Raw genomic sequence first — 21,249 nt, 5'->3', positions numbered from 1 at the left:
CGTTGTCAGTTAGCGTGAAAAAACTTGCCGGGAAGCTGAGTTACGACTCCCTTCAGTTCCAGGCGCAGTAACATAGCCGAAACCTCCCCCACTGTCAACGCGCTTTTGGCAATGATCTCGTCAATGTGGAGGGGATCGGCGCCGAACATCGCCATCAGGGCAGCCTCGCCGGCGGGAAGCGGCGGCAAGAACGGCGCAGCCGCGACCGCGGCCGCAGCGCGGGGGGCAAGCTCTTCCAGGATATCCCCGACCCCGGCCACGAGCTTGGCACCTTCCCGGATGAGCCGGTTGGTGCCGCTGCTGCCGCTGCTCGTGATGTTCCCCGGAATGGCGAAGACGTCCCGCCCCTGGTCCAGGGCCATCTGCGCCGTGATGAGCGAACCGCTCCGCTCGGCCGCCTCCACCACCAGGACACCGCGGCACATGCCGCTGATGATCCGGTTGCGACGGGGGAAATTCTCGGCCAGGGGGCCCGTGCCCAGGGGGAACTCGGACACCAGGGCTCCCCGGTCGGCCACCCGGGCGAAGAGTTCCCGGTTCTCGGGGGGATACACCACGTCGATGCCGCACCCCAGCACGCCGACGGTCTTCCCCTCCCCGGCCAGGGCGCCCTGGTGTGCCGCGGTATCGATGCCCCGGGCCATGCCCGAAACCACCGCCACCCCGCGGCGGGCAAGGTCCTCGGCCAGCCGGGCCGTGACGGTCCGACCGTAGACGGTGGCCCGGCGCGACCCCACCACGGCCACGGCGGGCTCCAGCCCCGTCGGGTCGCCCTTCACGTAGAGATAGGGGGGCGGGTCGGCAATCTGGAGGAGAAGCGGCGGATAGTCCGGGTCCCGGATGGTGACGATGCGGACGCCGGCGCGCCTGACCCGCTCGCACTCCGACTCGGCAAAGGAGCGGGGATCATGCCCCCGGATGGAGGCCGCGACCGCTGGGCTCACGCCGCGCACGGACGCAAGCTCCGCGTCGGAGGCCCTGAAAACCGCCTCGGGAGAGCCGAACCGCTCCAGCAGCCGTCGATAGAGGACATTCCCCACCAGGGGGACCGATCTGAGTGCGAACCAGTGATACATGGGAGTGGGAAGGCGGCAGGCCCTTTCATGCCGGAGACGGGGGATGCGAAACGGGGACCGGCCGTGCCGGTCCCCGCAATGCTGCCTACCTGGCGGCCCGGACCTCGACCCGGTCGCCCCGGTAAATGGTATCGATGCTCTTCACCACCAGGGCCGTCGACGTGGTCTCGCCGCTGGCCACCACCACCAGGGCGCCGATCACCTCGGGCGGCAGCTTTTTCACGGAGATGTCGGCATACTGCTGGTCGGGCACCACGTCGCGCAGCACGTAGAACAGGTATCCCGGCTGGGCGCCCTGGCTTTTCCCCAGGTCTATGAAGACGAGATCGCCTTCGCTGATGGCCTTGTTGCCCCCCTGGGAGTCCACGATGAAGCCGTCCATATCCTGCTGGGCCGCCTTCAGGGGAATCAGGCGCCGCTTGTCCCGCCAGGGGAGGATGAGGGAGCCCGGCCCGATCTCCTGGTAGGACTTGGTCACGATTGCCTTGGAGGCCTTTCCTTCCACCTCGGTGAGCTGGAGGGTGCCGAGGGGGATCATCTTCTCACCCAGGATCACGTTCGTGACCGGGTGGCTCACGGCATCGAGCTTCTTGTAGACGGAAAACCGGTCCCCCACCCTGGCGCCCTGATCCGCGCCGATGTCCACGTAGACGATGTCGTCCTCGCCCACGATCACGCGGTTCTGGCTGGTGGTGATGATCCTGCCGGCGGGCTTGAACCCTTTTTCCACCAGATAGCCTTCGCTGCCGCTCACCAGGAAGCTCCGCTCCGCCACCGGCTCCTCGGAGGGGCGGGGCGACGGCGCCGCCTCGGGCGTGGCGGGCATGCGCGGCTCGATCTCGATCCGGTCGGGATAGACCCGGACCCGCTGGCCCGGATAGATGAAGTGGGGGTTGCCGATGGCAGGGTTCCTGGCCCAGAGGTTCGGCCAGTAGTAGGGGTCCTTGAGAAAGCGCTCGGACAGTCCCCAGAGGGTGTCACCCTTCTGGATGACGTAGACCGTCGGCTCCTCGGCGGCAGCCAGCACCCCAAGGGGAGCGACAAGAGATAGGGCGAGAAGCAGGGAAGCAGCCAGCATCCGTTTCATGGTCACCTCGCGGCCCCGTCCGTGAAGGGGCACCTGATGCGCCGGCAGGGCGAACGCCGGCATGGGTACGGAATCACTGTTTTTTCGAAGCCGCAGCAGCAAGCCGTTCGCGGGCCTTGGCCGCGGCGGGGCTCCGGGGATACCTGGCGGCGAGCGATTCGAGGATCTCCCGGGCCCGTTCCGGCTCCTTCAGGGCATAGAGCGTGTAACCGCTCTTGAGGAGGGCGTCGGGAACCTTGTTGCTCGCGGGGTAGCGTTCGGCCACCAATCTGAAGGCATCCAGCGCTTGGGGCAGATCGGAGCGCGAATAGTGGCATTCGCCGATCCAGTAGAGGGCATTGCCCGCGTACTCGCTGTCGGGATGTTCCGCGAGGAATGCCCGAAACGCCTCCACGGCGGCGGTGAAATTGTTGGCGCTGTAGAGGCCGAAGGCCTTCAGGTAGGCTTCGGGGGGGCCGTCCTTTTCACGGGGCGCGCCGTCGCGGCTCACCACCTCGATGCGGGATGGGGTACCGGCCGCGGGGGCGACCTGGACGAGGCGCTCGCTGATGTTCGCCTGCAGTTCCCGCTGTCCGGCCCTGAGCTGCTCGAGCTCGGCGCCCTGGGCGGCTAGGCGCTCGCGGAGCGCGGTCACCTCGGCCGAAAGTTCGGCGAGGCGCACGCCGGAGGTGGTGCTGGCCTGATGCAGGTGCTCCAGGCGCGTCTCCATCTCCGACTGTTTCCGCACCATCACATCCTGGCCGGCGCAACCGGCGGCCGTCACAAGACAGAATCCGGCAACAGCGTGTCTGAGCAGGTTCATGGACCCTCTCCCCGGTGAACTCTCCGGAGAGTTAATGACATTTCCCCTTGTTTGTCAAGGTCAAAGCCGTGACCGGACGCATGCGTTACCTATGGATATATTCACGTAATTTTGTTGATTACGTTCGCGTTGAATGTGCTATAACCATCGATCAGCGAGACAGCATCCGGCAGAGTGAGCGCCCACAGGACCGCACATGAAGATTTCCTTTGTCATTCCGGTGCATAACGAGCAGGACAATCTCCTCCCCCTTTTCGACGAGATCACCCGGATGGCAGATGCCGAACGGTACGAATACGAGGTCATCTTCGTCGACGACGGCAGCCGCGACGGCAGTCTCGGGGTACTCAAGGCCCTGGCGCGGGAGTACCCGGCCGCCCGCTACCTATCGCTGGCAGCCAACCGGGGCCAGTCCGCGGCCCTGGGGGTGGGCTTCGCCCATGCCGCCGGGGATGTCATCATCACCATGGACGCCGACGGGCAGAACGACCCGGCCGATGTGCCGGCCATGATGGCCCGTTACGGCGAAGGCTGCGACATGGTGACCGGCTGGCGCCGCAACAGGCGCGATACCCTGTCCAAACGGCTGGGGAGCAGGATCGGCAACGGCATCCGCAATCGCCTCACCGGGGAGAGCATTCACGACACCGGTTGCTCCCTGAAGGTCATGCGGGCGGACATGGTGAAGCGGATCAAGATGTTCAAGGGGATGCACCGCTTCCTGCCGACCCTCATGAGGCTGGAGGGGGCCCGCGTCGTTGAGATGGAGGTGAACCACCGCCCCCGGCGCCACGGCACGTCCAACTACACCAACTGGCGGCGGGCCAGGGAGGGGTTCTTCGACCTGCTGGCGGTGCGCTGGATGCAACGGCGGTATCAACCGGCAACCATAGGAGAAAGACATGTCTAAGGCGGCGATGCTTACCATGGGAATCGGTTTCGCCGGACAGGCCCTGTTCTTCATGCGCTTTTTCGTCCAGTGGATCCATACCGAACGCCGGAAGGAAAGCGTCATTCCCGAGGCGTTCTGGTACTTCAGCATCATCGGCGGGTTGTTCCTGCTGGTCTACGCCGTCATAAAACAGGACCCGGTCTTCATCGTGGGACAATCCACCGGCACGGTCATCTACCTGCGCAACCTCTACTTCATCCGCAAGAACAAGAGGAAGGACGTGATCGATGCGCTTGAGTCGTAGGGCGCTCCCCTTCCTGGCCATCTACTTCCTGATCCTCCTCTACCCCGGGTCGGCCCTCCACCTGAGAGAGTCCACCGAGGCCCGCTACGGCGAAATCGCCCGGGAGATGGTAGTGACCGGGAACTGGCTCGAGCCGCACCTGAACGGCATCAAGCACTTCCACAAGCCCCCCCTGTCCATGTGGGGAATGGCCGCCGGCATGGAGATCTTCGGCATCAACGGCTTCGGGGTCCGCTTCTTCGGCATCGTTGCCGCAACGGCGGCCCTGGCCGCCCTGCTCGGGACGGCCCGCATCTTCCTCGGCAACGGGGACGAGGCGATCAATGCCATGCTCATCTGCGGCACATCGCTCCTCTTTCTCTCCTCGTCGCGGGTGGTTTCCACCGACATCTACCTGGCCTGCTTCACGGCCCTGGCCCAACTCATGCTCTTCCGCCAGCTGTACGGCGAGCGCAGCTTCTGGAACGCCCCCCTGTACGGGCTGTTCCTGGGCCTCGGGTTCCTCACCAAGGGGCCGATCATCCTGCTCTTCACCCTGCTCCCCTTTCTGGTGGCCAAGACCTTTGACCGCGATCACCGCAACGTTTTCACCTGGCGCGAGGTGGCCGGGGCAGCCGGCGCCTTTGCAGCGGTAGCGCTCCCCTGGTATCTGGCGGTGAGCATCAGCAATCCGGAGCTTCCCGACTACTTCCTCAAAGTCCAGACCGTGGACCGGGTGGCCACCAACCGCTTCGGCCGGGACAAGCCGTTCTGGTACTTTTTCGTCATCTTCAGCGCCACCTTTTTCCCCTACACGCTGTTCCTGGCCCGGGGCGTCGCCGGATGGAAGCAGCTCGACGGACGGATCAGGACGCTCTTCGTCTATATCGTGGCGCCGCTGGTGGTGTTCTCCCTGGCCAAGAGCAAGCTGTCCGCCTACATCCTCCCCTTTTACGGCACGGCCTCGATCATAACGGCGTACGCGCTGGCCCGGTTCGAGACGGCCCGGCTGCGCGCCGCCACCCTGGTCATCCTCACTCTGGCCGCCATTGCGGCCGGCGGGACCGGCTTTTTCTACAAGCCGGCCGCCCCCCTGAAGCTCCAGCTCCTCCTGTACGGCGCAGCGCTCCTCGTCCTGTGCGCCTACCTCTGGAAGAGCCGCCTCTCGCCCCAGTTCGTCAGGAACACGGCCCTCTATACCCTCTGCCTGTCGGTGACGGTCTACAGCGCCATGACGCATCTGGGCCCACACCTTAAGGGATACGGCGACATGGTCGCCGCCATCGACCGCATCGACCCGGAGCACAAGCGCGACATCCTGATGTACGGCACGTTCATCCCCTCGCTCTCCTTCTACCGGAACCGGATCGCCGCCATGGGGCTCGTGACCGACCGGGATCTCCGCTTCGAGGAGGACGGCTCCCGCCGGGACATCTACCTTCCCACCGATGCCGACGTGGAGCGGTTTCTGGCCGCACGGGGCGAAATCTTCGTGGTGACCGACCAGGGCCAGATGGATCAGTTCCGGCTGAAGCACGCCTGCTCCGTCACGCCGGTCTTTGTCCAGCGCAAGCACACGGCCTATCTCTGCCGAAGGGAGCCTCCCCCGCCACCGGTGCCCTGATCCGCCCTCTTTGTTCTCGTTCTTCCATCAAAGTGTTCTGCCGGGGACGATGACTGTGATATCATCCCGGCCACACGAACCTTCAGCGCGGAGCAGTCATGCAGATCCCCGAACTCCTGGCCCCGGCCGGGAACCTCGAAAAACTCAAGGTGGCCATCCACTACGGCGCCGACGCCGTCTACCTGGGCGGTGCCCGCTTCGGCCTGCGGAGCCAGGCCGACAACTTCACTCCCGCCACCATGGCCGAGGCCGTGGCCTATGCCCACGACCGGGGGGTGAAGGTCTACCTCACGGTCAACAGCTATCCCGACACCGACGAACTGGAGGAGCTGGACAGCTACCTGGAAGAGGTGGCGCCGATCCCCTTCGACGCCTTCATCGCCGCCGATCCCGGGGTCATCGCCACCATCCGCCGCATCGTCCCGGAATGCACCATCCATCTCTCGACCCAGGCCAATACCACCACCTGGCGCAGCGCTCTCTTCTGGCAGCAGCAGGGCATCAGCCGCATCAACCTGGCCCGGGAGATGTCCCTGGAGGCGATCCGCGAAACCCGCCGCCACGTGTCGGCCGAACTGGAGGTCTTTGCCCACGGCGCCCTCTGCGTGGCCTATTCGGGACGCTGCCTCCTCTCCGCCGTCATGACCGGCCGCCATGCCAACCGGGGGGAGTGCACCCATCCCTGCCGCTGGAGCTACGCCCTGGTGGAGGAACGCCGACCCGGCGAGTATTACCCGGTCACGGAGGATGAAAACGGCACCTTCATCTTCAACTCCCGGGACCTCTGCCTCATCCGCCACATTCCCGAGCTGGTGGAGGCGGGAGCCGACTCCCTCAAGATCGAGGGGAGGATGAAGGGAATTCACTACGTGGCGTCGGTGGTGCGGGTCTACCGGGAGGCGCTGGACCGCTATGCCGCCGACCCCGCCGGGTACGCGTTCCGCCCCGAGTGGCTGGAGGAGCTGTCCAAGGTGAGCCACCGGGGATACACCACCGGCTTCCTCCTGGGCCGCCCCGAGGCGGCGGACCTGGAGTACGACTCCCGCTACCTGCGCAGCCATGACTTTCTCGCCGTGGTGGACGAGATCCTTACCGACGGCACCGCCGTCCTCGCCGTCCGCAACCGCATCCGGCCCGGCTGGACCATGGAGCTGATGGGGCCGGGCATGCGCTCGGACACCTTCACGCTCGACACCTTCACCGACCAGAACGGGGCTCCCCTGGCCGAAGCCCACCCGAACCAGCGGATCCGGGCGACACTCCCCGGTGCGGCCGCCCCCTGGGATCTGCTGCGGCGGGAACGGGACGACTGAGGTCGCCATGGAACGGCCCACCATCGCCATCAAGGTCGATGCCGACACCTTCGTGGGGACCCGGGACGGCATCCCGCGCATCCTCGACATCCTCGGCCGCTTCGGGGTCAAGGCGACATTCTACTTTTCCCTGGGTCCCGACAACACCGGCAAGGCGGTGCGCCGCATCATCACACGGCGGGGATTCCTCCGGACCAGCCTCCGGCTCAACGCACCGGCCCTGCTGGGGCCGCGGACCCTTCTCTCGGGACTGCTGATCCCGCCCCCCATCATCGGCAACCGGCTCGCCGACACCATCCGGCTCACTGCCCGCCTCGGCCATGAGGTGGGCATCCACGGCTGGGACCATGTGAAGTGGCACGACCTTCTTCCCTGGATCCCGAAAAAGATGATCGCCCTGGAACTGGGCCGCGCCTGCGCCCTCTTCGAGGAGGTGATGGGACGGCGGGCCCGGACCGCCGCGGCGCCCGGCTGGACCGTGAGCGCCGACTCCCTTGAAATCCAGGACTCCATGCTCCTGTCCTTCTGCAGCGATTGCCGGGGACGGACCCCCTTCTACCCGGTTGTTGACGGACGGCGGTTCGGCACCCTCCAGGTGCCCACCACCCTGCCGACCCTTGACGAACTGCTGGGCGGGGGGATCGTTGCGGAGCGGGAGGCCGTGGACCGGCTCATGGGCCTGGTGGGGCCGGGGCTCAACGTCCACACGGTGCAGGCCGAAATCGAAGGGAAGCGCTATGCGCCGCACCTGGCGGCGCTGCTGGACCGGCTCACGGGAACCGGCGCCCGCTTCGTCACCCTGGGCGAAGCCGCGGACGAGGCCAAGCGGGCAACCGTGCCCGTCTGCCGGCTCACCATGGAGGAGATCCCGGGCCGTCCCGGGCGGGTGGCGGTTCAGGGCGAGGAATGGAGCGAACCGGGGCCGGCGGCCGGAGAACCGTGATTTCCGGCGTTGATCACCAGAGGAGCATTGGGGAGGGAGCCATGACGTCATTCACCGCCTTCGCCCTGCCGGGCGAACTGGACCTGAACCGGCTGGCCGCCGGCCTGGGCTTCCCCCGGCGCTACCGGTGGGAAGAGCCCATGGTGCTCGACCAGGCGAGCCTCAAGCCCCTGTCGGGGGACCAGGGCACGACCAAGAGGGTTTACCTCTATTTCTTCGGCGGGGTGGTCTTCGTCAACTGCACGGAGGAGGAGGCAAGGGCCTTTTTCTGGAGTATGGCGCACTACGCGGAGCCGTTCAAGAGCGTGCCGGACGAGAAGTACCGGGACGACTACGCCCTGGCCCTGGGGGAGAGCAGCGGACCTGCCGTGACCAACGACCTGGCGACCATGCCCGTGTATGACCCGGCCTACGTGGACACCATCTGCTTCGTCATCGCCAAGTCTGTGGCCCTGGAGCGGATCGAGGAGCGGGTCGACCAGGTCCTGGATGAAATGGAAACCGTCATCGGCATGCTCGACCGGGGCAAGCTGGGAATCTCGGACCGGCGCCTGGCAAAGCTGGCGGCCAACGTCCTGACCTACAAGTACCAGTCCATCGCCCACGTCATGGTCCTGGAAAAGCCGGAATTCACCTGGGAGAACCCCGAGGCGGACCGCCTCTACCTGACCATGGCCAACGTCTTCGAGCTGAACCAGCGCTACAACGAGATCAAGCACAAGGGAGAAACGCTCCTGGACATCACCGGGGTCTTCACGAGCCTCGCCCACGCCCGCCGCGCCTCCCGCCTCGAATGGACCATCATCATCCTGATCTTCATCGAGATCGTCATCTACCTCTTCGAGCTGGCCCGCTAAAAGCCGCCCGACAGGGCATGCCGCTCCGGCGGGCACCCGGCCGCGGCCGGCAGGGAAAACGGCTTGTGGCATGCACCGCAGGTGACGGTGCCCGTCGTGAATTTCTGCTGGAGCGTCTGGTTCCTGGTGTCGCACCAGTCGCAGTACCAGGCGTAGTAATCGCCGAGTGGAATAATGTTCATCGTTGAACCTCCTGACGTGTCATGATCCCACTATAGACGTTCAACACTGCGATTTCGTTACGATGCGCACACAATTACGAAAATACGGAGGGGAGAGGGTCAGGCGAGGGCGCTTTCGGCCACCAGCAGGAGGCGCTTCCTGAAGGCCTCCTCGAAGAGGTCTCCCTTGATCTTGCCGCCGAAGAGCTCCACGGAGATTTCCTCGCGGCTGGCAAGGGTAAGGATGAAGGTGCCGTCGGAAAGGGAACAGGTAAGGCCGGAGACCAGGCTGTTGCGGCGACGGTCGAGGCCGTCGGCGAGCCGCAGGATGCCGCCCAGGCGCGCCACCAGGAGCCGGTCCGGTTCCGCCAGGCGCATGTACGACTCGTGCTTCTTCTTGGGAAGGGCCTTGCGGTGGTAGCGGGCCGCTGAGGCGATCAGTTCCCGCTCCCGGGGGGTGAAGCCGAAGAGGTCCGCGTGGCGGATCAAATGGTATGAATGCTTGTGGTGGCTTGAGTAGTTGATGAAGTAGCCCACGTCGTGGAGGATGGCCGCCGCTTCCAGGATCCGGCGGGCCCCCTCGCCCATGCCGTAGACCGGCTCCAGGGAATCGAATATCTCCAGGGAAAGCCGCGCCACCTGGAGGGCATGCTCTTCGTCCGTGTGGCAGGAGCGGGCGAACTCCAGCACCGACTCGCGCCAGGTGAGGGGAGTTTCCATGCCGGGAATCAGGCCATGGGTCCGCAGGGCCCTGATGATGAGCCCCTCCCGGATTCCCCGCTCGTTCACCCGCAAGAGGTTCACGTCGAAGAACCTCATGAGCTCGTCCACCACCGTGACGCCGGCAGTGATGATGTCGGCCCGGTCAGGGTTGAGCCCCGGCACCTCCCGGCGGGCCTTGAGGTCCTTGCGGGAGAGCATGGCCAGCAGGTGCACCACCTCCGACCGGAGCACCTCGTAACGGTGGACCGATCCGTAGCCCTCCCCCCGCATGGCCATGACCATGGCGGCGATGGACGTGATGGTGCCGCCGGAGCCCACCAGGCTCTGGAGGTGTCCCCGCTCGGCGCCCAACGACTCCTTCAGCGCCGCGCGCACGTGTTTGCGCAGCCTGTCCAGGTCAGCCTGGCGCAGGGGATCGCTCCGGACGAAGCGCTCGGTCAGGACCACGGCCCCCAGCTCCAGGGAGTGGATATCCTCGATGTGGGTACCCAGGGCGGTGACGATTTCCAGGCTGCCGCCGCCAATGTCCACCATGGCGTAGCGGACCCCTTCCATATCGAAATGGTTCCGCACCGAGAGGGCGGCCAGTTCCGCCTCCTCCTCGCCGCTGATCACCGCCACCCTGACCCCGACCGCCTCCCCCACGGTCCGGATGAACTCCTCGCCGTTGGCGGCACGGCGCACGGCGCTGGTGGCAACCGCCTCCACCACCTTGACCCCGTAGCCGTCCACGATCTTCTTCATCCGGCCGAGCGCCGTCACGGCACGCTCCCAGGCAGCCGGCGAGATGGTGCCGCTGGCGGCCATCCCCTCGCCCAGGCGCACGGTGGCTTTCTCGTCGTCCAGAACGCGGAATTTTCCGTTCCTGGTCACCTCCACCACGATGCAGCGGATGGAGTTGGTCCCGATATCGATGGCGGCCAGCCGGTTGTGGGTCACAGCGCTCTCCTCACCTGTTCGCCGATGGCTTCGAAGGGGGTCTCGGCCAGGAGCCCGGCAAACAGCGCGAACTGCCGGTGCCGTTCCCCCGCGATATGGGTCAGGATGACACACTCATCCGCCGATGGCAATCCCTCGTGCCGGACGATGCCGGCAAAGACGTCCAGGTCGTGCATGGTGCCGAGAACGTCCTGGTAGGCCTTGATCGCGGCATGGAGGGCGGCGAAAGCGTCTCCCGGCAAAAAGGAGAGGATTTCCAGGCGGTAGCGGTAGTGCTTCACCGCAATCCTCAAGCGGTGCTGGGCCTCCACGTCAGCCTCGCGGCAGGCATCGGGCACCAGGGCAAGCACGTGGTCCAGGCGCTCCCGAAGGCGATCGGCGGCAAAAGCGGCAATGGTCGTGAAGGGGTCGATGCCCGAAGGGGGCGGCGAGAAGAGGGCCGGGCTCGCAACAATACGGGCCAGAGCCTCGCGGGTGCGGCGGGGGTCCAACTCCCGGAGTCCCCGCCGGAGCTGCCGCCGTTGCTCCCGGCGCAGATCCTCGTGCCGCGCGATGATCCGCGCCAGGTGGCGACCGGCGCTCCCGGCGGCCGTCTCCGCCATGCGCCGGAAAAAAACGAGGGCCTCGTCGGTGTTGCGCAGGGCGCCCAGGAGCCGGGTAACCTTCCTGACGCCCCGGGCCGCGCGCCGGACGGATTCGGGGCGGTAGGCGGCGGCGAACAGGAGGAATCCCTCCCGGAGCCGCCGCGAGGAGACCCGAAGGTCATGGATGTCCTCCGGGTCGAACGTTTCCGCCGCCCTGCGCCACCGGTCGAAGAAATCGTCAACCCGGCCGGCCAGAAGGGCCCGAGCCGCTATCCAGAGTGGAGTGTGACCGCTGATCCGCATGAGACCGCTCACCTTCGGGCGCCCTGACGGCGCGGCAACGCCGTCAGGCAAGCACCCGCTTGAGGGCCTTGCGCGTCCGCCGCAGCCCCCGCTCGACCCCTTTGAGCCCCGTATCGGCCAGGCCGGCCAGGCGTTTTTCGGCCTTGGCGAGCCCCTTGCCGGCCCGCTTCACCCGGCGGCCGATCTTCCCTTCCACTTTTTCCAGGGTCGTCACCACCTTGAGGAACTCCTTTTCCACCCGGCGGGCCGTCTTCTTTTCCAGTTCATCGGCAAAGCGCTCCCGCACCGAGCGGGCGATTCCCTCCACCTGATCCCGCAGGGTCAGGGCCGCAGCCTTCAGCTCTTCCACGCGCCGGTCCCGGTCCTCCGCCCTTCCCTTGGCCAGTTCGGCGGCCTGGGCAACAATGGCGGCGACCGACCGGGGATTCATCCCCTTGATGGCCCTGAGCCCCTCCTCGCCGGCCGCGGCGATCTTCTCGAAGGTGTCATGCCCCGCCTCGGCCAACCGCTTGGCCAGCACCTCGCCGATGCCGCGAATTTTCTGCAGTTCCTTCTGGATGTCCGTCATTCCTCTCTCCTTCCTCAAGACATGCTGTCAGGGCAGCGTGCGCGTCTTCTCTCCCTTGTGGACTACCCAGCGCAATCGCGCAGTCCCCGTGGCCGGATCCAGTTCCAGGGCCACGACCATACCCTTGCGCAGCGGCACCGCCTCGGGCTGTCCCAGCAAATCGGCCACCACCCGGCCCATGTCGGGCTCGTGCCCCACAATGGCCACATGGCGGGCTCCGGGCCGGTCGGCCAGCAGCCGGGCAAGCCCCTCCCGGTCGAAACCGGGGGCGAGCTCCCGGGAAACCGCCAGTTCCCCGCCGTAGTCCAGGCCGGCGGCGAGTAGTTCCGCCGTCTGCACGGCACGGACCAGGGGACTGGTGACGATCAGGTCGGGAGACGTGCGCCGCCGGGCAATGACCCGGACGCTGGCGGCAAAGGAAGCCCGGCCCCGCGGCGTGAGCCAGCGGTCCTCCTCGGCGATCGCCGGAGCGCGTTCCACGGCCTCGGCATGGCGCACCACGAGCAGTTTCATATCACCTCCGGCACAGCGAGCAGTCCGGCTCCGCAAAAGAGTAAAGCACAGCATGCAGCGTTTTCAATGAGAACTTCCGCACAAAGCAACGAACAGGCAAAAATTTTACGCGCTTGTAACAATCGGGGGCAACGGACCGGCAGCCTTGGTCATTGACACACTCCGCGCCGATAGGTATCCTCATGCCATGGAAAATCGCGACGAATCCAGCAATGGGTGGGAATCCCTCTGTGCGCGGTGCGGTCTCTGCTGCTTCGAAAAAATCGAGGATGAGAACGGCACCGTCTTCTTCACCGCAACCCCTTGCCGCTATCTGGACGTGACCACCCGCCAGTGCGTCATCTACGACAAACGGTTCGACATCAATCCCGAGTGCGTCAAGCTGACCGAGGAGCTGGTGAGGACGCTCCCCTGGCTCCATGACGGCTGCGCCTACCGCAAGGCGCTGGGGGTGCGGCTGTCAAAGGTCAGAATGAACGGACGGAACAAGGGGAACAGGGGCTGAGCCGGAGGCGCGCCCGCACAACGCACGTTGGAACGAACAGGGAAGGGAGTTTTCAAGCAATGGGACGTGACGGCAGCAAGGTAGTTAGTCTGGAGGATGAGCGCACCCGCCGCGCCATGGCCGGGAAAGCGACGGGCCCCGATGCGGTGGCAACGCCTGGAGTCCCCGGCGGTGCCACCGCCTGGAAGCAGATGAACGCCCTCCTCGCCGACCCCCGCGCCCGGGAGGTGGTGCGCGCGTTGCCTGAGCAGCAGTTTTACCGGATACTGACCGAGGTGGGGATGACCGACGCCGTGGAGTTCTGGGAACTGGCGTCGCCGCAGCAGCGGATGTTCATCCTGGACATGGAGCTCTGGGACTCGTGGAATTTTTCCGAGGAGAAATCGCACCAGTGGCTCAACCACCTGCTGGAAGCGGGCGAAGAGGCCGTGCTGGAGCAACTGCCCCACATGGACACGGAACTCCTCATTCTCATGTTCAAGAAGGAGATCATCGTCGGCGGCGGCATCGGCGACCTGGTGTCCGACGAAGAACGGGTGGCCGACTGGGACCACAGCTTCGACAACGTCTACTTCATAACCTTCCGCAACGCCGAACGGGCCCGCGCCGTGGGAAGCTTCATCGACATCGTCTTCCGCAACGACCGGGAGCTCTACCTGGGGCTCATGGAGGGGATCAAGGGGGAGCTGGAGAGTGAGCTGGAAGAGCTCGCCTACCGCTTCCGCTCGGGCCGGCTCGCCGACCTGGGGTTCCCCGAGCTGGAGGATGCCCTTACCATCTATGCCCGGCTCTCTCCCGACAATTTCATCCCCTCTGCCGAAAAGCGGCTGGACCTGGCCCCGGGCATAACCGGCCTTCCCATGCCGGCGGGATACGAGGAGTCGTTCCTCAACCGCGCCCTGGCCCTGGTGGAGAGTCCGGTGGACCAGGAGCTCACCGCCCTCGTCAACAGCGCCCTGGTGGCCGACGGCACCGCCCTCCGCTCCCGCGAGGGAATGGAGGCGATCTTCCGGCGGGTTCACGGCTACCTCTCCATCGCCCTGGAATACCTGTCAGAGGGCGACGTGGAGCGGGCCGCCGCGATCATTGGCCGGGAATACCTCTCCCGCCTCTTCCGGCTCGGCTTCGGCATGGTCATGGAGCTGCGCAAGCGCCACGAGTCGCTGGCGGTCGGCGATTACGCCACCGGCAGGGTGCTGGAGGGGCTCCGGTCCACGCCGCCCCGCTTCTACCGGGCCCTGGACCCGGACGGCATCGACGGCTTCCGGGAATTCCGGGGAGTCGACGACATCCGCCGGATCGACGAACTGCTGGCCCGCCATGGGGACCCGGCATGAGCGGTCCGAGCCACACCGGCGAAGAGGACCTGCGCTGCCGCGTGCAGGAACTGGAGCACCGGGTTGCCGAGCTCACCGAGGCCCTTGACGCGTCAAACCGCGAACTGCAGACCTTCAGCTACTCGGTCTCCCACGATCTGCGCGCCCCCCTGACCATCATCGACGGCTTTGCCCGGGCACTCATGGAGGACTGCGCCGAACAACTCGATTCCCAAGGGCAGGACTATCTCAGGCGGATCCGGATCGCCAGCCAGCGGATGGGCAACCTCATCAACGGGCTGCTGAACCTTTCCCGCATCGCCCGCGAACCGCTCTGCCCCGATACCGCCAACCTGAGCGAGATGGTGCGGACCATCGAGATGGAACTCAGGTACCTGTACCCCGAGCGCAACGTTCTGTTCACCATCGAGGACGGGGTTACGGCGCAGGGAGACCGCCGGATGCTCCGGGCGGTGATGGACAACCTGCTGCGCAATGCCTGGAAATTCTCGGTCGCCCGCGATCCCGCCCACATCACCTTCGGTGCCTGCGCCCAGGAGGGGAAAACGGTATATTTCGTGAAAGACGATGGTGCCGGCTTCGACATGGCCTTTGCCGACCGCCTGTTCATCCCCTTCCAGCGGATGCACCAGGGCAAAGAATTCGAAGGGACGGGCATCGGCCTTGCCACGGCCCACCAGATCATCCGGCGCCACGGCGGCAGAATATGGGCCGAGGCGGCACCCGGCGCGGGAGCGACGTTTTACTTCACACTGAATTAGGGATTCCGGCAACTCATCAGGACACATCGGCGAGAGGCAGCCCCCATGACCCTTCCCTTCTTCACCATCAGGATCAAGCTCATCTTCATCATTGGGTTCTTCCTGGTGCCGATGGCCGTCCTCTCCATCTACAACCACTACGAAATCCTCGAGCGGGAAATCGATGACCTGAAAGGCCGCAACTTCTCGGCTGCCACGCACGTGGCCGTGGAAGTGGACCGGCTGATCACCGAAACCACCGGCGTCCTGCGGGTCCTTTCACGCCACCCCGTGGTCGCCGCCCACGAGCCGGCGGCCATGGACCGGCTCTTCGCTGAACTGCTCCCCTCCTATCCCATGAGGCTCAACATCCTGGCCGCAGACATGGCCGGCAACAACGTGGGCTCGGCTGTCTTCTCCCCCACCGTGCACGCCCTGAGCTACAACGACAAGGAATGGTACCGGCGGGCGCGCGAGGGAGCGTACATCGTCGGCGACCTCCACACGTCCAAGCTCTTCAAGCGGCCGACAGTGATGATAGCCGGTCCCGTCTTTGACGATCGCTCCCGCCAGGTGGGGGTCGTGGGCATCCCCATCGACCTGAACGCCATTTCGACCTACCTGGGCACTTCGACCCGCCGCCTTGCCGACAACAGCGACATCCTGGTGCTGGACCGCAGGGGGGGCATCCTGATAGACACCCGCTCACCGGAGCGGATCGGACGCAACATCGCCGAAACCGCCCTCAAGTGCCCCGAGGAGGCGCTCACCTCCGGCTTCACCACGGTCTGCCGGGGCAGCGACGGAATCGAGCGGATCATCAGCGTGGCCAACGTGGGAAGCCACGGCTGGCACGCCCTGGTTTCCATGCCTCTTTCCGAGGCCCGCAGCTTCGCGCTCCTGGTGAGCCGCAAGGCCCTGTCCGCAGCCCTGATCGCGGGAATCATCGCCATGTTTCCGGCCGTCAGGCTCGTCAGGTCCATCCTCGGCAGCCTGCGGGAGCTGGTCGCCGCCATGGGCGAGGTCGAACGGGGCAACCTGACCTACAAACTCCATTTTTCAGCCCGGGACGAACTGGAAACCATCGCCTCATCGTTCAACGCCATGGCCCGGCGGCTGAGGGCCAGCGAAGAGACCCTCACGGCCCTCAACGCCGACCTGGAAGAGCGGGTTCACCAGCGCACCGCCGACCTGGAGGTCATGAACCGGGAACTGGAATCGTTCAGCTATTCGGTTTCCCATGACCTGCGGGCCCCCCTGCGCCATCTGGCGGGATTCAGCGAAGCCCTGCTCGAAGACTACGCGGACCGGCTCGACGGGAACGGCCGGCACTGCCTGGAGCGGATCAACGGGGCCAGCCGGCGCCTCTCGCAGATGATCGACGCCATGCTGGAACTCTCGCGCCTCAGCAGGGGCCAGGTACAGCGGGAGCGGATCGACCTGGGCGCCATGGCCCGCGACATCCTGGACGAGTTGCGCGGTGCCGAGCCGCAGCGGCGGGTGACGGTGAAGATTCACGACGCGATGAAGGCTGAGGGGGATGCGCGGCTGGTGCGGGTGGTGATGGAGAATCTGGTGGGCAACGCCTGGAAGTACAGCCGCACGCGGCGGGATGAGGCCCTGATCGAGGTCGGCACCCGGCGGGAGGAGGAAGGGCCCGTCCACTACGTGCGCGACAATGGCGTCGGGTTCGACATGACTTACGCGGACCGGCTTTTCGCCCCCTTCCAGCGGTTGCACCGGGAAGAGGAATTCGAGGGGACCGGCGTGGGGCTCGCCACGGTCCAGCGGATCGTCCACCGGCACGGCGGGAGGGTGTGGGCCGAGGCAACCCCCGGCGAAGGGGCAACCTTCTTCTTTACCTTGGGGACCTGACCGTAACTGATGTTTCAGCAGATCGGGAGTTATGGCGAGGGTAGCGCCGGGCTCCGTGGAGAACGGTACGATTGAAGACCGGCAAACACGGCGTGAAGGCGGGATGCGAAACCGGAACGATCAGTTACGGGCAGGTTCTGGGATGACTCCCCGCACCCCGTCGGCCTCCACGCCGGTCACCCGCACCATGACCTCGCCCGCAGGGGGGGGCGTCGCCGTCTCGATCCGCACCGTGATGTAGTTGCGCGACAGCCCCGTCACCTCTTTCCCCCGGCCGTTCAGCACCAGCACCGGCAGGTCCCGCCCCATGAAGCACCGGTGAAAGGCCTCCCGCTTCCGGTCGGACAGCGCCCGCAGGACCTCGGCACGCTCCCGCACAATTTTGCCGTCCACCTGGCCGGGCATGCGGGCCGCGGGTGTTCCCTGGCGCCGCGAAAAGGGAAAGACGTGGAGATGGGCGATGGGGAGCCCCTCCAGCAGGGCCAGGGTGGCGGCGAACTCCTCGTCCGTCTCGCCGGGGAAGCCGGCAATCACGTCGCAGCCAATGCAGATGTCCGGCACCGCCGCAGCCAGCCGTTCCACCCGCTCCCGGAAAAACGCGGCCGTGTAGCGGCGGTTCATCCGCTCCAGCACGCTGTCAGAGCCGCTCTGGAGCGGGATGTGCAGATGGGGGCAGATGACGGGCGACCGGGCCATGAGGCCGATGAGACCGTCGGAGATCTCGTGGGGTTCCACCGACCCGACGCGCAGACGCGGCACCAGCGCCTCGGCGTCGGCGGCAGCCAGCAGGTCGAGAAGGCTCGCGGGGGGCTCCAGGTCGGCGCCGTATGCCCCCAGGTGGATGCCGGTCAGCACCACCTCCCGGAATCCCTGGCCGGCAAAGGTGCCGATCCCCTCCAGCACGTCCCGGAAGGGGACGCTGCGGCTCCGCCCCCGGGCATGGGGCACGATGCAGTAGGAGCAGAAGGCGTCGCAGCCGTTCTGCACCTGGAGGAACGCCCGGGTATGCTCCGCAAAGCTCTCCAGCCCCAGGGCCTCAGCGGTCCGCTGCCGGGAGATGTCCGACACCAGGATCTTTTCCGCCGGCACCGCATCCCGCAGCAGCCCGGCGATCCCCTTCTTCTCGCTGTTCCCCACCACCAGCGACACGCCGGGCAGCTCACCCACCGCGTCGGGCGCCACCTGGGCATAGCAGCCGGTCACCACCACCCGGGCAGCCGGGTTCCTGCGCATGGCCCGGCGGATGAGCCGCCGCGACTCCGCGTCGGTCCGGGCCGTGACCGTGCAGGTGTTGATGACGTAGATGTCCGCCTCGTCCTCGAAGGGAACCAGTTGAAACCCCTCCCGATCGAGGCTTTCGGTCATGGCAGCCGATTCGAACTGGTTGATCTTGCAACCGAGGGTGGTGATGGCAACCCGCTGCATCACAGCCGCCCCTCGATCCAGCCGCCGCCCAGGACCTCGTCGTCGAGGTAAAAGACCACCGCCTGTCCCGGGGTCACCGACTTCTCGGGCTGCCGGAACCGGACGTCGGCACTGCCGTCGGCACGCACGGCAACCGTGCACGGCACCGGCTGGTGGCGGTAGCGGATCTTGCACGAGGCCTCCACGGTCTGACCTTGGGGGGGCACGACCCAGGTCACCCCGGTTGCCGTGAGCCCCGTGGCCAGAAGCTCTTCGGCCGGGCCGACGATCACCTGCCGCCGCTCCGCATCGACCCCCACCACGTAGAGGGGAGTCGGGTGGGCGATGCCCAGCCCCCGGCGCTGCCCCACCGTGTAGCGGTAGGTTCCCCCGTGGCGGCCCAGGACATTCCCGTCGCGGTCCACGATCTCGCCGGCCATGAGCCCCGCTCCCCGCTCATCCTCCAGGAACCGGACGTAGTCGTCGTCCGGGACGAAGCAGATCTCCTGGCTCTCCCCCTTCTCGGCCACCCGCAGCCCCCGCTCCGCCGCCAGGCGCCGTACCTGCTCCTTGGTCATCTCCCCCAGGGGGAACAGGGTCCGGGCAAGCTGGTCCTGGGTCAGGGTAAAGAGGAAATAGCTCTGGTCCTTGGCCGGGTCCACTCCCCGCAACAGGTGGTAGAGGCCGTCCTCTCCCCGGACCCGGCGGGCGTAGTGGCCCGTGGCCAGGAAGTCGGCGTCCAGTTCCCGGGCCTTGTGGAGCAGGAGCTCGAACTTGACCCGCTGGTTGCACCGGACGCAGGGGTTCGGCGTCCGCCCCCGGAAATACTCGTCCACGAAATCGTCGATCACCAGCCGCCGGAACTCCTCCTCGAAATTCACCACATAGAAGGGGATGCCGATCTGCTCCGCCACCCGGCGGGCGTCGTGGATGTCGTCCAGGGAGCAGCAGGTGTCGAACTTCTCCCCCTCGGCGGCGGTGAAATTCGCATAGTCCCAGACCTGCATGGAGATGCCGATGACCTCGTGCCCCTCTTCCTTCAGAAGCGCCGCCGCCACCGACGAGTCGACCCCGCCGCTCATGGCGATGACGATGCGCTGCCTATGCTTCTCTGCCATCTCCACCCCGCTTCACCCGTTCGACGATCTCCGGCAGCACCGCCAGCACCCGGTCGATCTCCTGGTCCGTATTTCCCTGCCCCAATGAAAAGCGCACGGCCCCGCCGGCCTCCTGCGGAGACAGCCCCATGGCGGCCAGCACCGGCGAATGCCGCAGGGTGCCGGAACTGCACGCGGCCCCTGACGACACGGCGATCCCGGCCAGGTCCAGGGCCATGAGCAGCGTGTCCGCGGTCACACCTTCAAAGGTGATGTTGCTGGTATTGGGCAGCCGGAACTGTCGATGGCCGTTCACCCGCGCGCCGGGCACCCGGCCGAGGATTCCCTCCTCCAGCCGGTCCCGCAGGCGGCGGACCCGCACGGTCCCGTCGGCCAGGGATTTCCGCGCCAGCCGGCACGCGTGGCCAAAGCCCACGATGCCGGCCACGTTCTCGGTGCCGGCGCGGCGATTGCGCTCCTGGGAGCCGCCGTGCACCAGCGGATGGCAGGTTGTGCCGCGCCGGATCACCAGCGCCCCCACCCCCTTGGGGCCGTAAACCTTGTGGGCCGAGAGCGCCATGAGCGACGCGCCCGTGGTGCGGAACTCCAGGGGAACCTTGCCCGCGGCCTGGACCGCGTCGCAGTGGAAGGGAATCCGGTGCCGCCGGGCGATCTCGCCGATTTCCGCCACCGGCAGCAGTACGCCGGTCTCGTTGTTGGCGTACATGGCCGTGACGAGAATGGTCCGCTCCGTGATGGCCTCCTCCACCCGCGCCGGGTCCAGGAGGCCGTCCCGGTCCACGTCGAGCCAGGTCACCTCGTATCCGTCGTGCTCCAGGTAGCGGCAGGAATTGGCCACGGCCGGATGCTCCACCCGGGTGGCGATGATGTGGTTGCCCCGCTTCCGGAGGGACGAGGCCACCCCTTTCACGGCCATGTTGTCGGCCTCGGAGCCCGACCCGGTGAAAACCACCTCACCCGGCTCGCAGCCCGCCAGCTCGGCCACCGCCTCCCGGGCCTCTTCCACGGCCCCCTTCACGGCCCGGCCGGCCCAGTGGATGCTGGACGGATTGCCGAACCGCTCCCCCAGAAACGGCAACAACGCCTCAACCACCAAGGGGTGCGTCGGCGTCGTGGCGTTGTGGTCCAGATAGATCAGCGGGACGCTGCCCGCAGGGGCTTCACTCATTGATCCCCACTCTCGCCGGATCGCCGGCGGGCGTCGCGCACCAGGTCCTCCAGGGTGATGGAGTCCAGGAACGTCCTGATCCGCTCGCCGAGCATCTCCCAGACCGAATGGGTGGTGCATGCCGCAGTGCGGGTACAGCGCCCCTTCCCCTTGTCCATGCAGGAGACCGGCGTCAGCGGCTCTTCCACCGTGGCCACGATTTCGCCCACCAGGATGGCCGAGCTCTCGCGGGCCAGCAGGTAGCCCCCGCCGGGCCCGCGCACGCTCTCCACGATGCTGCCGCGGCGCAGGCGGTTGAAGAGTTGCTCCAGATAGTTGAGCGGAATGTCCTCCCGCTGGGCGATATCCCGCAGGGCCACGGGCTTCCCCTCCGAGTGGAGCGACAGATCGACCATGGCCCGCACCGCGTACTGGGCGCGCGTCGACAGTCTCAT

The 21,249-nt window shown here is 66.5% G+C and carries 22 protein-coding genes; 10 read left to right on the top strand and 12 right to left on the bottom strand.

The window, feature by feature from the left end; translation table 11 throughout:
• Window positions 1–5: 5 nt before the first annotated feature.
• From dprA to ybgF, 3 genes are all read right to left on the bottom strand, one after another.
• A complete protein-coding gene (dprA, locus tag AC6CDK_RS00310) occupies window positions 6–1,076 on the bottom strand; it encodes a DNA-processing protein DprA (protein ID WP_039643386.1) in 1,071 nt (356 codons plus the stop codon).
• Window positions 1,077–1,161: 85 nt separating this feature from the next.
• Window positions 1,162–2,163, bottom strand: coding sequence for a LysM peptidoglycan-binding domain-containing protein (locus AC6CDK_RS00305; protein ID WP_192905285.1), 1,002 nt, complete (start codon window positions 2,161–2,163; stop codon window positions 1,162–1,164).
• A 73-nt stretch (window positions 2,164–2,236) separates the two neighbouring features.
• Entirely contained in the window at window positions 2,237–2,965 is a 729-nt protein-coding gene (ybgF, locus tag AC6CDK_RS00300; protein ID WP_192905286.1) for a tol-pal system protein YbgF, read from the bottom strand.
• Between the two features lie 196 nt (window positions 2,966–3,161).
• Here ybgF and AC6CDK_RS00295 point away from each other — a divergent pair, with 196 nt between their 5' ends.
• The 6 genes from AC6CDK_RS00295 to AC6CDK_RS00270 all read left to right on the top strand — a co-directional run bounded on the left by AC6CDK_RS00295 (window position 3,162) and on the right by AC6CDK_RS00270 (window position 8,877).
• Window positions 3,162–3,875 carry a glycosyltransferase family 2 protein gene (locus tag AC6CDK_RS00295; RefSeq protein ID WP_039643384.1) on the top strand — a complete coding sequence of 238 codons (714 nt, stop codon included), beginning with the start codon at window positions 3,162–3,164 and terminating at the stop codon, window positions 3,873–3,875.
• Entirely contained in the window at window positions 3,868–4,161 is a 294-nt protein-coding gene (locus AC6CDK_RS00290) for a lipid-A-disaccharide synthase N-terminal domain-containing protein (protein WP_039643383.1), read from the top strand. Before AC6CDK_RS00295 ends, AC6CDK_RS00290 begins: the two co-directional genes overlap by 8 nt.
• Complete coding sequence (locus AC6CDK_RS00285; protein ID WP_039643382.1) at window positions 4,145–5,764, top strand: ArnT family glycosyltransferase; 1,620 nt, start codon at window positions 4,145–4,147, stop codon at window positions 5,762–5,764. The genes AC6CDK_RS00290 and AC6CDK_RS00285 overlap by 17 nt, the downstream gene beginning before the upstream one ends.
• Before the next feature lie 98 nt (window positions 5,765–5,862).
• The gene (locus tag AC6CDK_RS00280; RefSeq protein ID WP_039643381.1) at window positions 5,863–7,077 is read left to right on the top strand and encodes a peptidase U32 family protein; all 1,215 of its coding nucleotides are present in this window, start codon (window positions 5,863–5,865) and stop codon (window positions 7,075–7,077) included.
• 7 nt (window positions 7,078–7,084) lie between these two features.
• Complete coding sequence (locus AC6CDK_RS00275) at window positions 7,085–8,020, top strand: 4-deoxy-4-formamido-L-arabinose-phosphoundecaprenol deformylase (RefSeq protein ID WP_192905287.1); 936 nt, start codon at window positions 7,085–7,087, stop codon at window positions 8,018–8,020.
• A 41-nt stretch (window positions 8,021–8,061) separates the two neighbouring features.
• Complete coding sequence (locus AC6CDK_RS00270; RefSeq protein ID WP_039648116.1) at window positions 8,062–8,877, top strand: RMD1 family protein; 816 nt, start codon at window positions 8,062–8,064, stop codon at window positions 8,875–8,877.
• On the opposite strand, the gene AC6CDK_RS00265 is transcribed toward AC6CDK_RS00270, so the two are convergent.
• The 5 genes from AC6CDK_RS00265 to AC6CDK_RS00245 all read right to left on the bottom strand — a co-directional run bounded on the left by AC6CDK_RS00265 (window position 8,874) and on the right by AC6CDK_RS00245 (window position 12,668).
• Window positions 8,874–9,059: a hypothetical protein gene (locus AC6CDK_RS00265; protein ID WP_039643379.1), complete on the bottom strand. Its 186-nt coding sequence runs from the start codon at window positions 9,057–9,059 to the stop codon at window positions 8,874–8,876. The two genes, AC6CDK_RS00270 and AC6CDK_RS00265, sit on opposite strands and share 4 nt — an antisense overlap.
• 99 nt (window positions 9,060–9,158) lie before the next feature.
• Window positions 9,159–10,700: a Ppx/GppA phosphatase family protein gene (locus AC6CDK_RS00260; protein ID WP_192905288.1), complete on the bottom strand. Its 1,542-nt coding sequence runs from the start codon at window positions 10,698–10,700 to the stop codon at window positions 9,159–9,161.
• Window positions 10,697–11,599, bottom strand: a complete 903-nt coding sequence (locus AC6CDK_RS00255; protein WP_237560683.1) for a CHAD domain-containing protein — start codon at window positions 11,597–11,599, stop codon at window positions 10,697–10,699. The genes AC6CDK_RS00260 and AC6CDK_RS00255 overlap by 4 nt, the downstream gene beginning before the upstream one ends.
• Before the next feature lie 31 nt (window positions 11,600–11,630).
• The gene (locus AC6CDK_RS00250; protein WP_039643376.1) at window positions 11,631–12,155 is read right to left on the bottom strand and encodes a helix-hairpin-helix domain-containing protein; all 525 of its coding nucleotides are present in this window, start codon (window positions 12,153–12,155) and stop codon (window positions 11,631–11,633) included.
• Between the two features lie 27 nt (window positions 12,156–12,182).
• Entirely contained in the window at window positions 12,183–12,668 is a 486-nt protein-coding gene (locus AC6CDK_RS00245) for a SixA phosphatase family protein (protein ID WP_192905289.1), read from the bottom strand.
• Between the two features lie 187 nt (window positions 12,669–12,855).
• Between AC6CDK_RS00245 and AC6CDK_RS00240 the strand changes: the two genes are divergently transcribed.
• From AC6CDK_RS00240 to AC6CDK_RS00225, 4 genes are read left to right on the top strand one after another with little or no spacing between them, the layout of a single operon-like run.
• The gene (locus AC6CDK_RS00240) at window positions 12,856–13,173 is read left to right on the top strand and encodes a YcgN family cysteine cluster protein (RefSeq protein WP_039643374.1); all 318 of its coding nucleotides are present in this window, start codon (window positions 12,856–12,858) and stop codon (window positions 13,171–13,173) included.
• A 59-nt stretch (window positions 13,174–13,232) separates the two neighbouring features.
• On the top strand, window positions 13,233–14,510 hold the full coding sequence (locus tag AC6CDK_RS00235) for a DUF6178 family protein (RefSeq protein ID WP_039643373.1): 1,278 nt from the start codon (window positions 13,233–13,235) through the stop codon (window positions 14,508–14,510).
• Complete coding sequence (locus tag AC6CDK_RS00230; RefSeq protein WP_039643372.1) at window positions 14,507–15,271, top strand: sensor histidine kinase; 765 nt, start codon at window positions 14,507–14,509, stop codon at window positions 15,269–15,271. Before AC6CDK_RS00235 ends, AC6CDK_RS00230 begins: the two co-directional genes overlap by 4 nt.
• Before the next feature lie 45 nt (window positions 15,272–15,316).
• Entirely contained in the window at window positions 15,317–17,125 is a 1,809-nt protein-coding gene (locus tag AC6CDK_RS00225) for a sensor histidine kinase (protein WP_039643371.1), read from the top strand.
• 120 nt (window positions 17,126–17,245) lie between these two features.
• Here the strand turns inward: AC6CDK_RS00225 and mtaB are convergent, their stop codons facing one another.
• The 4 genes from mtaB to AC6CDK_RS00205 are packed head-to-tail and all read right to left on the bottom strand — an operon-like array spanning window position 17,246 to window position 21,249.
• Window positions 17,246–18,550, bottom strand: a complete 1,305-nt coding sequence (gene mtaB / locus AC6CDK_RS00220; RefSeq protein WP_066357135.1) for a tRNA (N(6)-L-threonylcarbamoyladenosine(37)-C(2))-methylthiotransferase MtaB — start codon at window positions 18,548–18,550, stop codon at window positions 17,246–17,248.
• Window positions 18,550–19,647, bottom strand: a complete 1,098-nt coding sequence (mnmA, locus tag AC6CDK_RS00215) for a tRNA 2-thiouridine(34) synthase MnmA (RefSeq protein ID WP_039643369.1) — start codon at window positions 19,645–19,647, stop codon at window positions 18,550–18,552. The genes mtaB and mnmA overlap by 1 nt, the downstream gene beginning before the upstream one ends.
• Window positions 19,631–20,815, bottom strand: coding sequence for a cysteine desulfurase family protein (locus AC6CDK_RS00210; protein ID WP_192905290.1), 1,185 nt, complete (start codon window positions 20,813–20,815; stop codon window positions 19,631–19,633). The genes mnmA and AC6CDK_RS00210 overlap by 17 nt, the downstream gene beginning before the upstream one ends.
• Window positions 20,812–21,249 (bottom strand): Rrf2 family transcriptional regulator, encoded by a 438-nt coding sequence (locus tag AC6CDK_RS00205; protein WP_039643367.1) that lies wholly within the window; start codon window positions 21,247–21,249, stop codon window positions 20,812–20,814. Before AC6CDK_RS00205 ends, AC6CDK_RS00210 begins: the two co-directional genes overlap by 4 nt.

The sequence above is a fragment of the Geobacter sp. PheSNFMC genome, from assembly GCF_059620965.1.
Note: the sequence above shows the minus strand (reverse complement) of the source record. Positions and strands in the feature narration are given on the sequence as shown.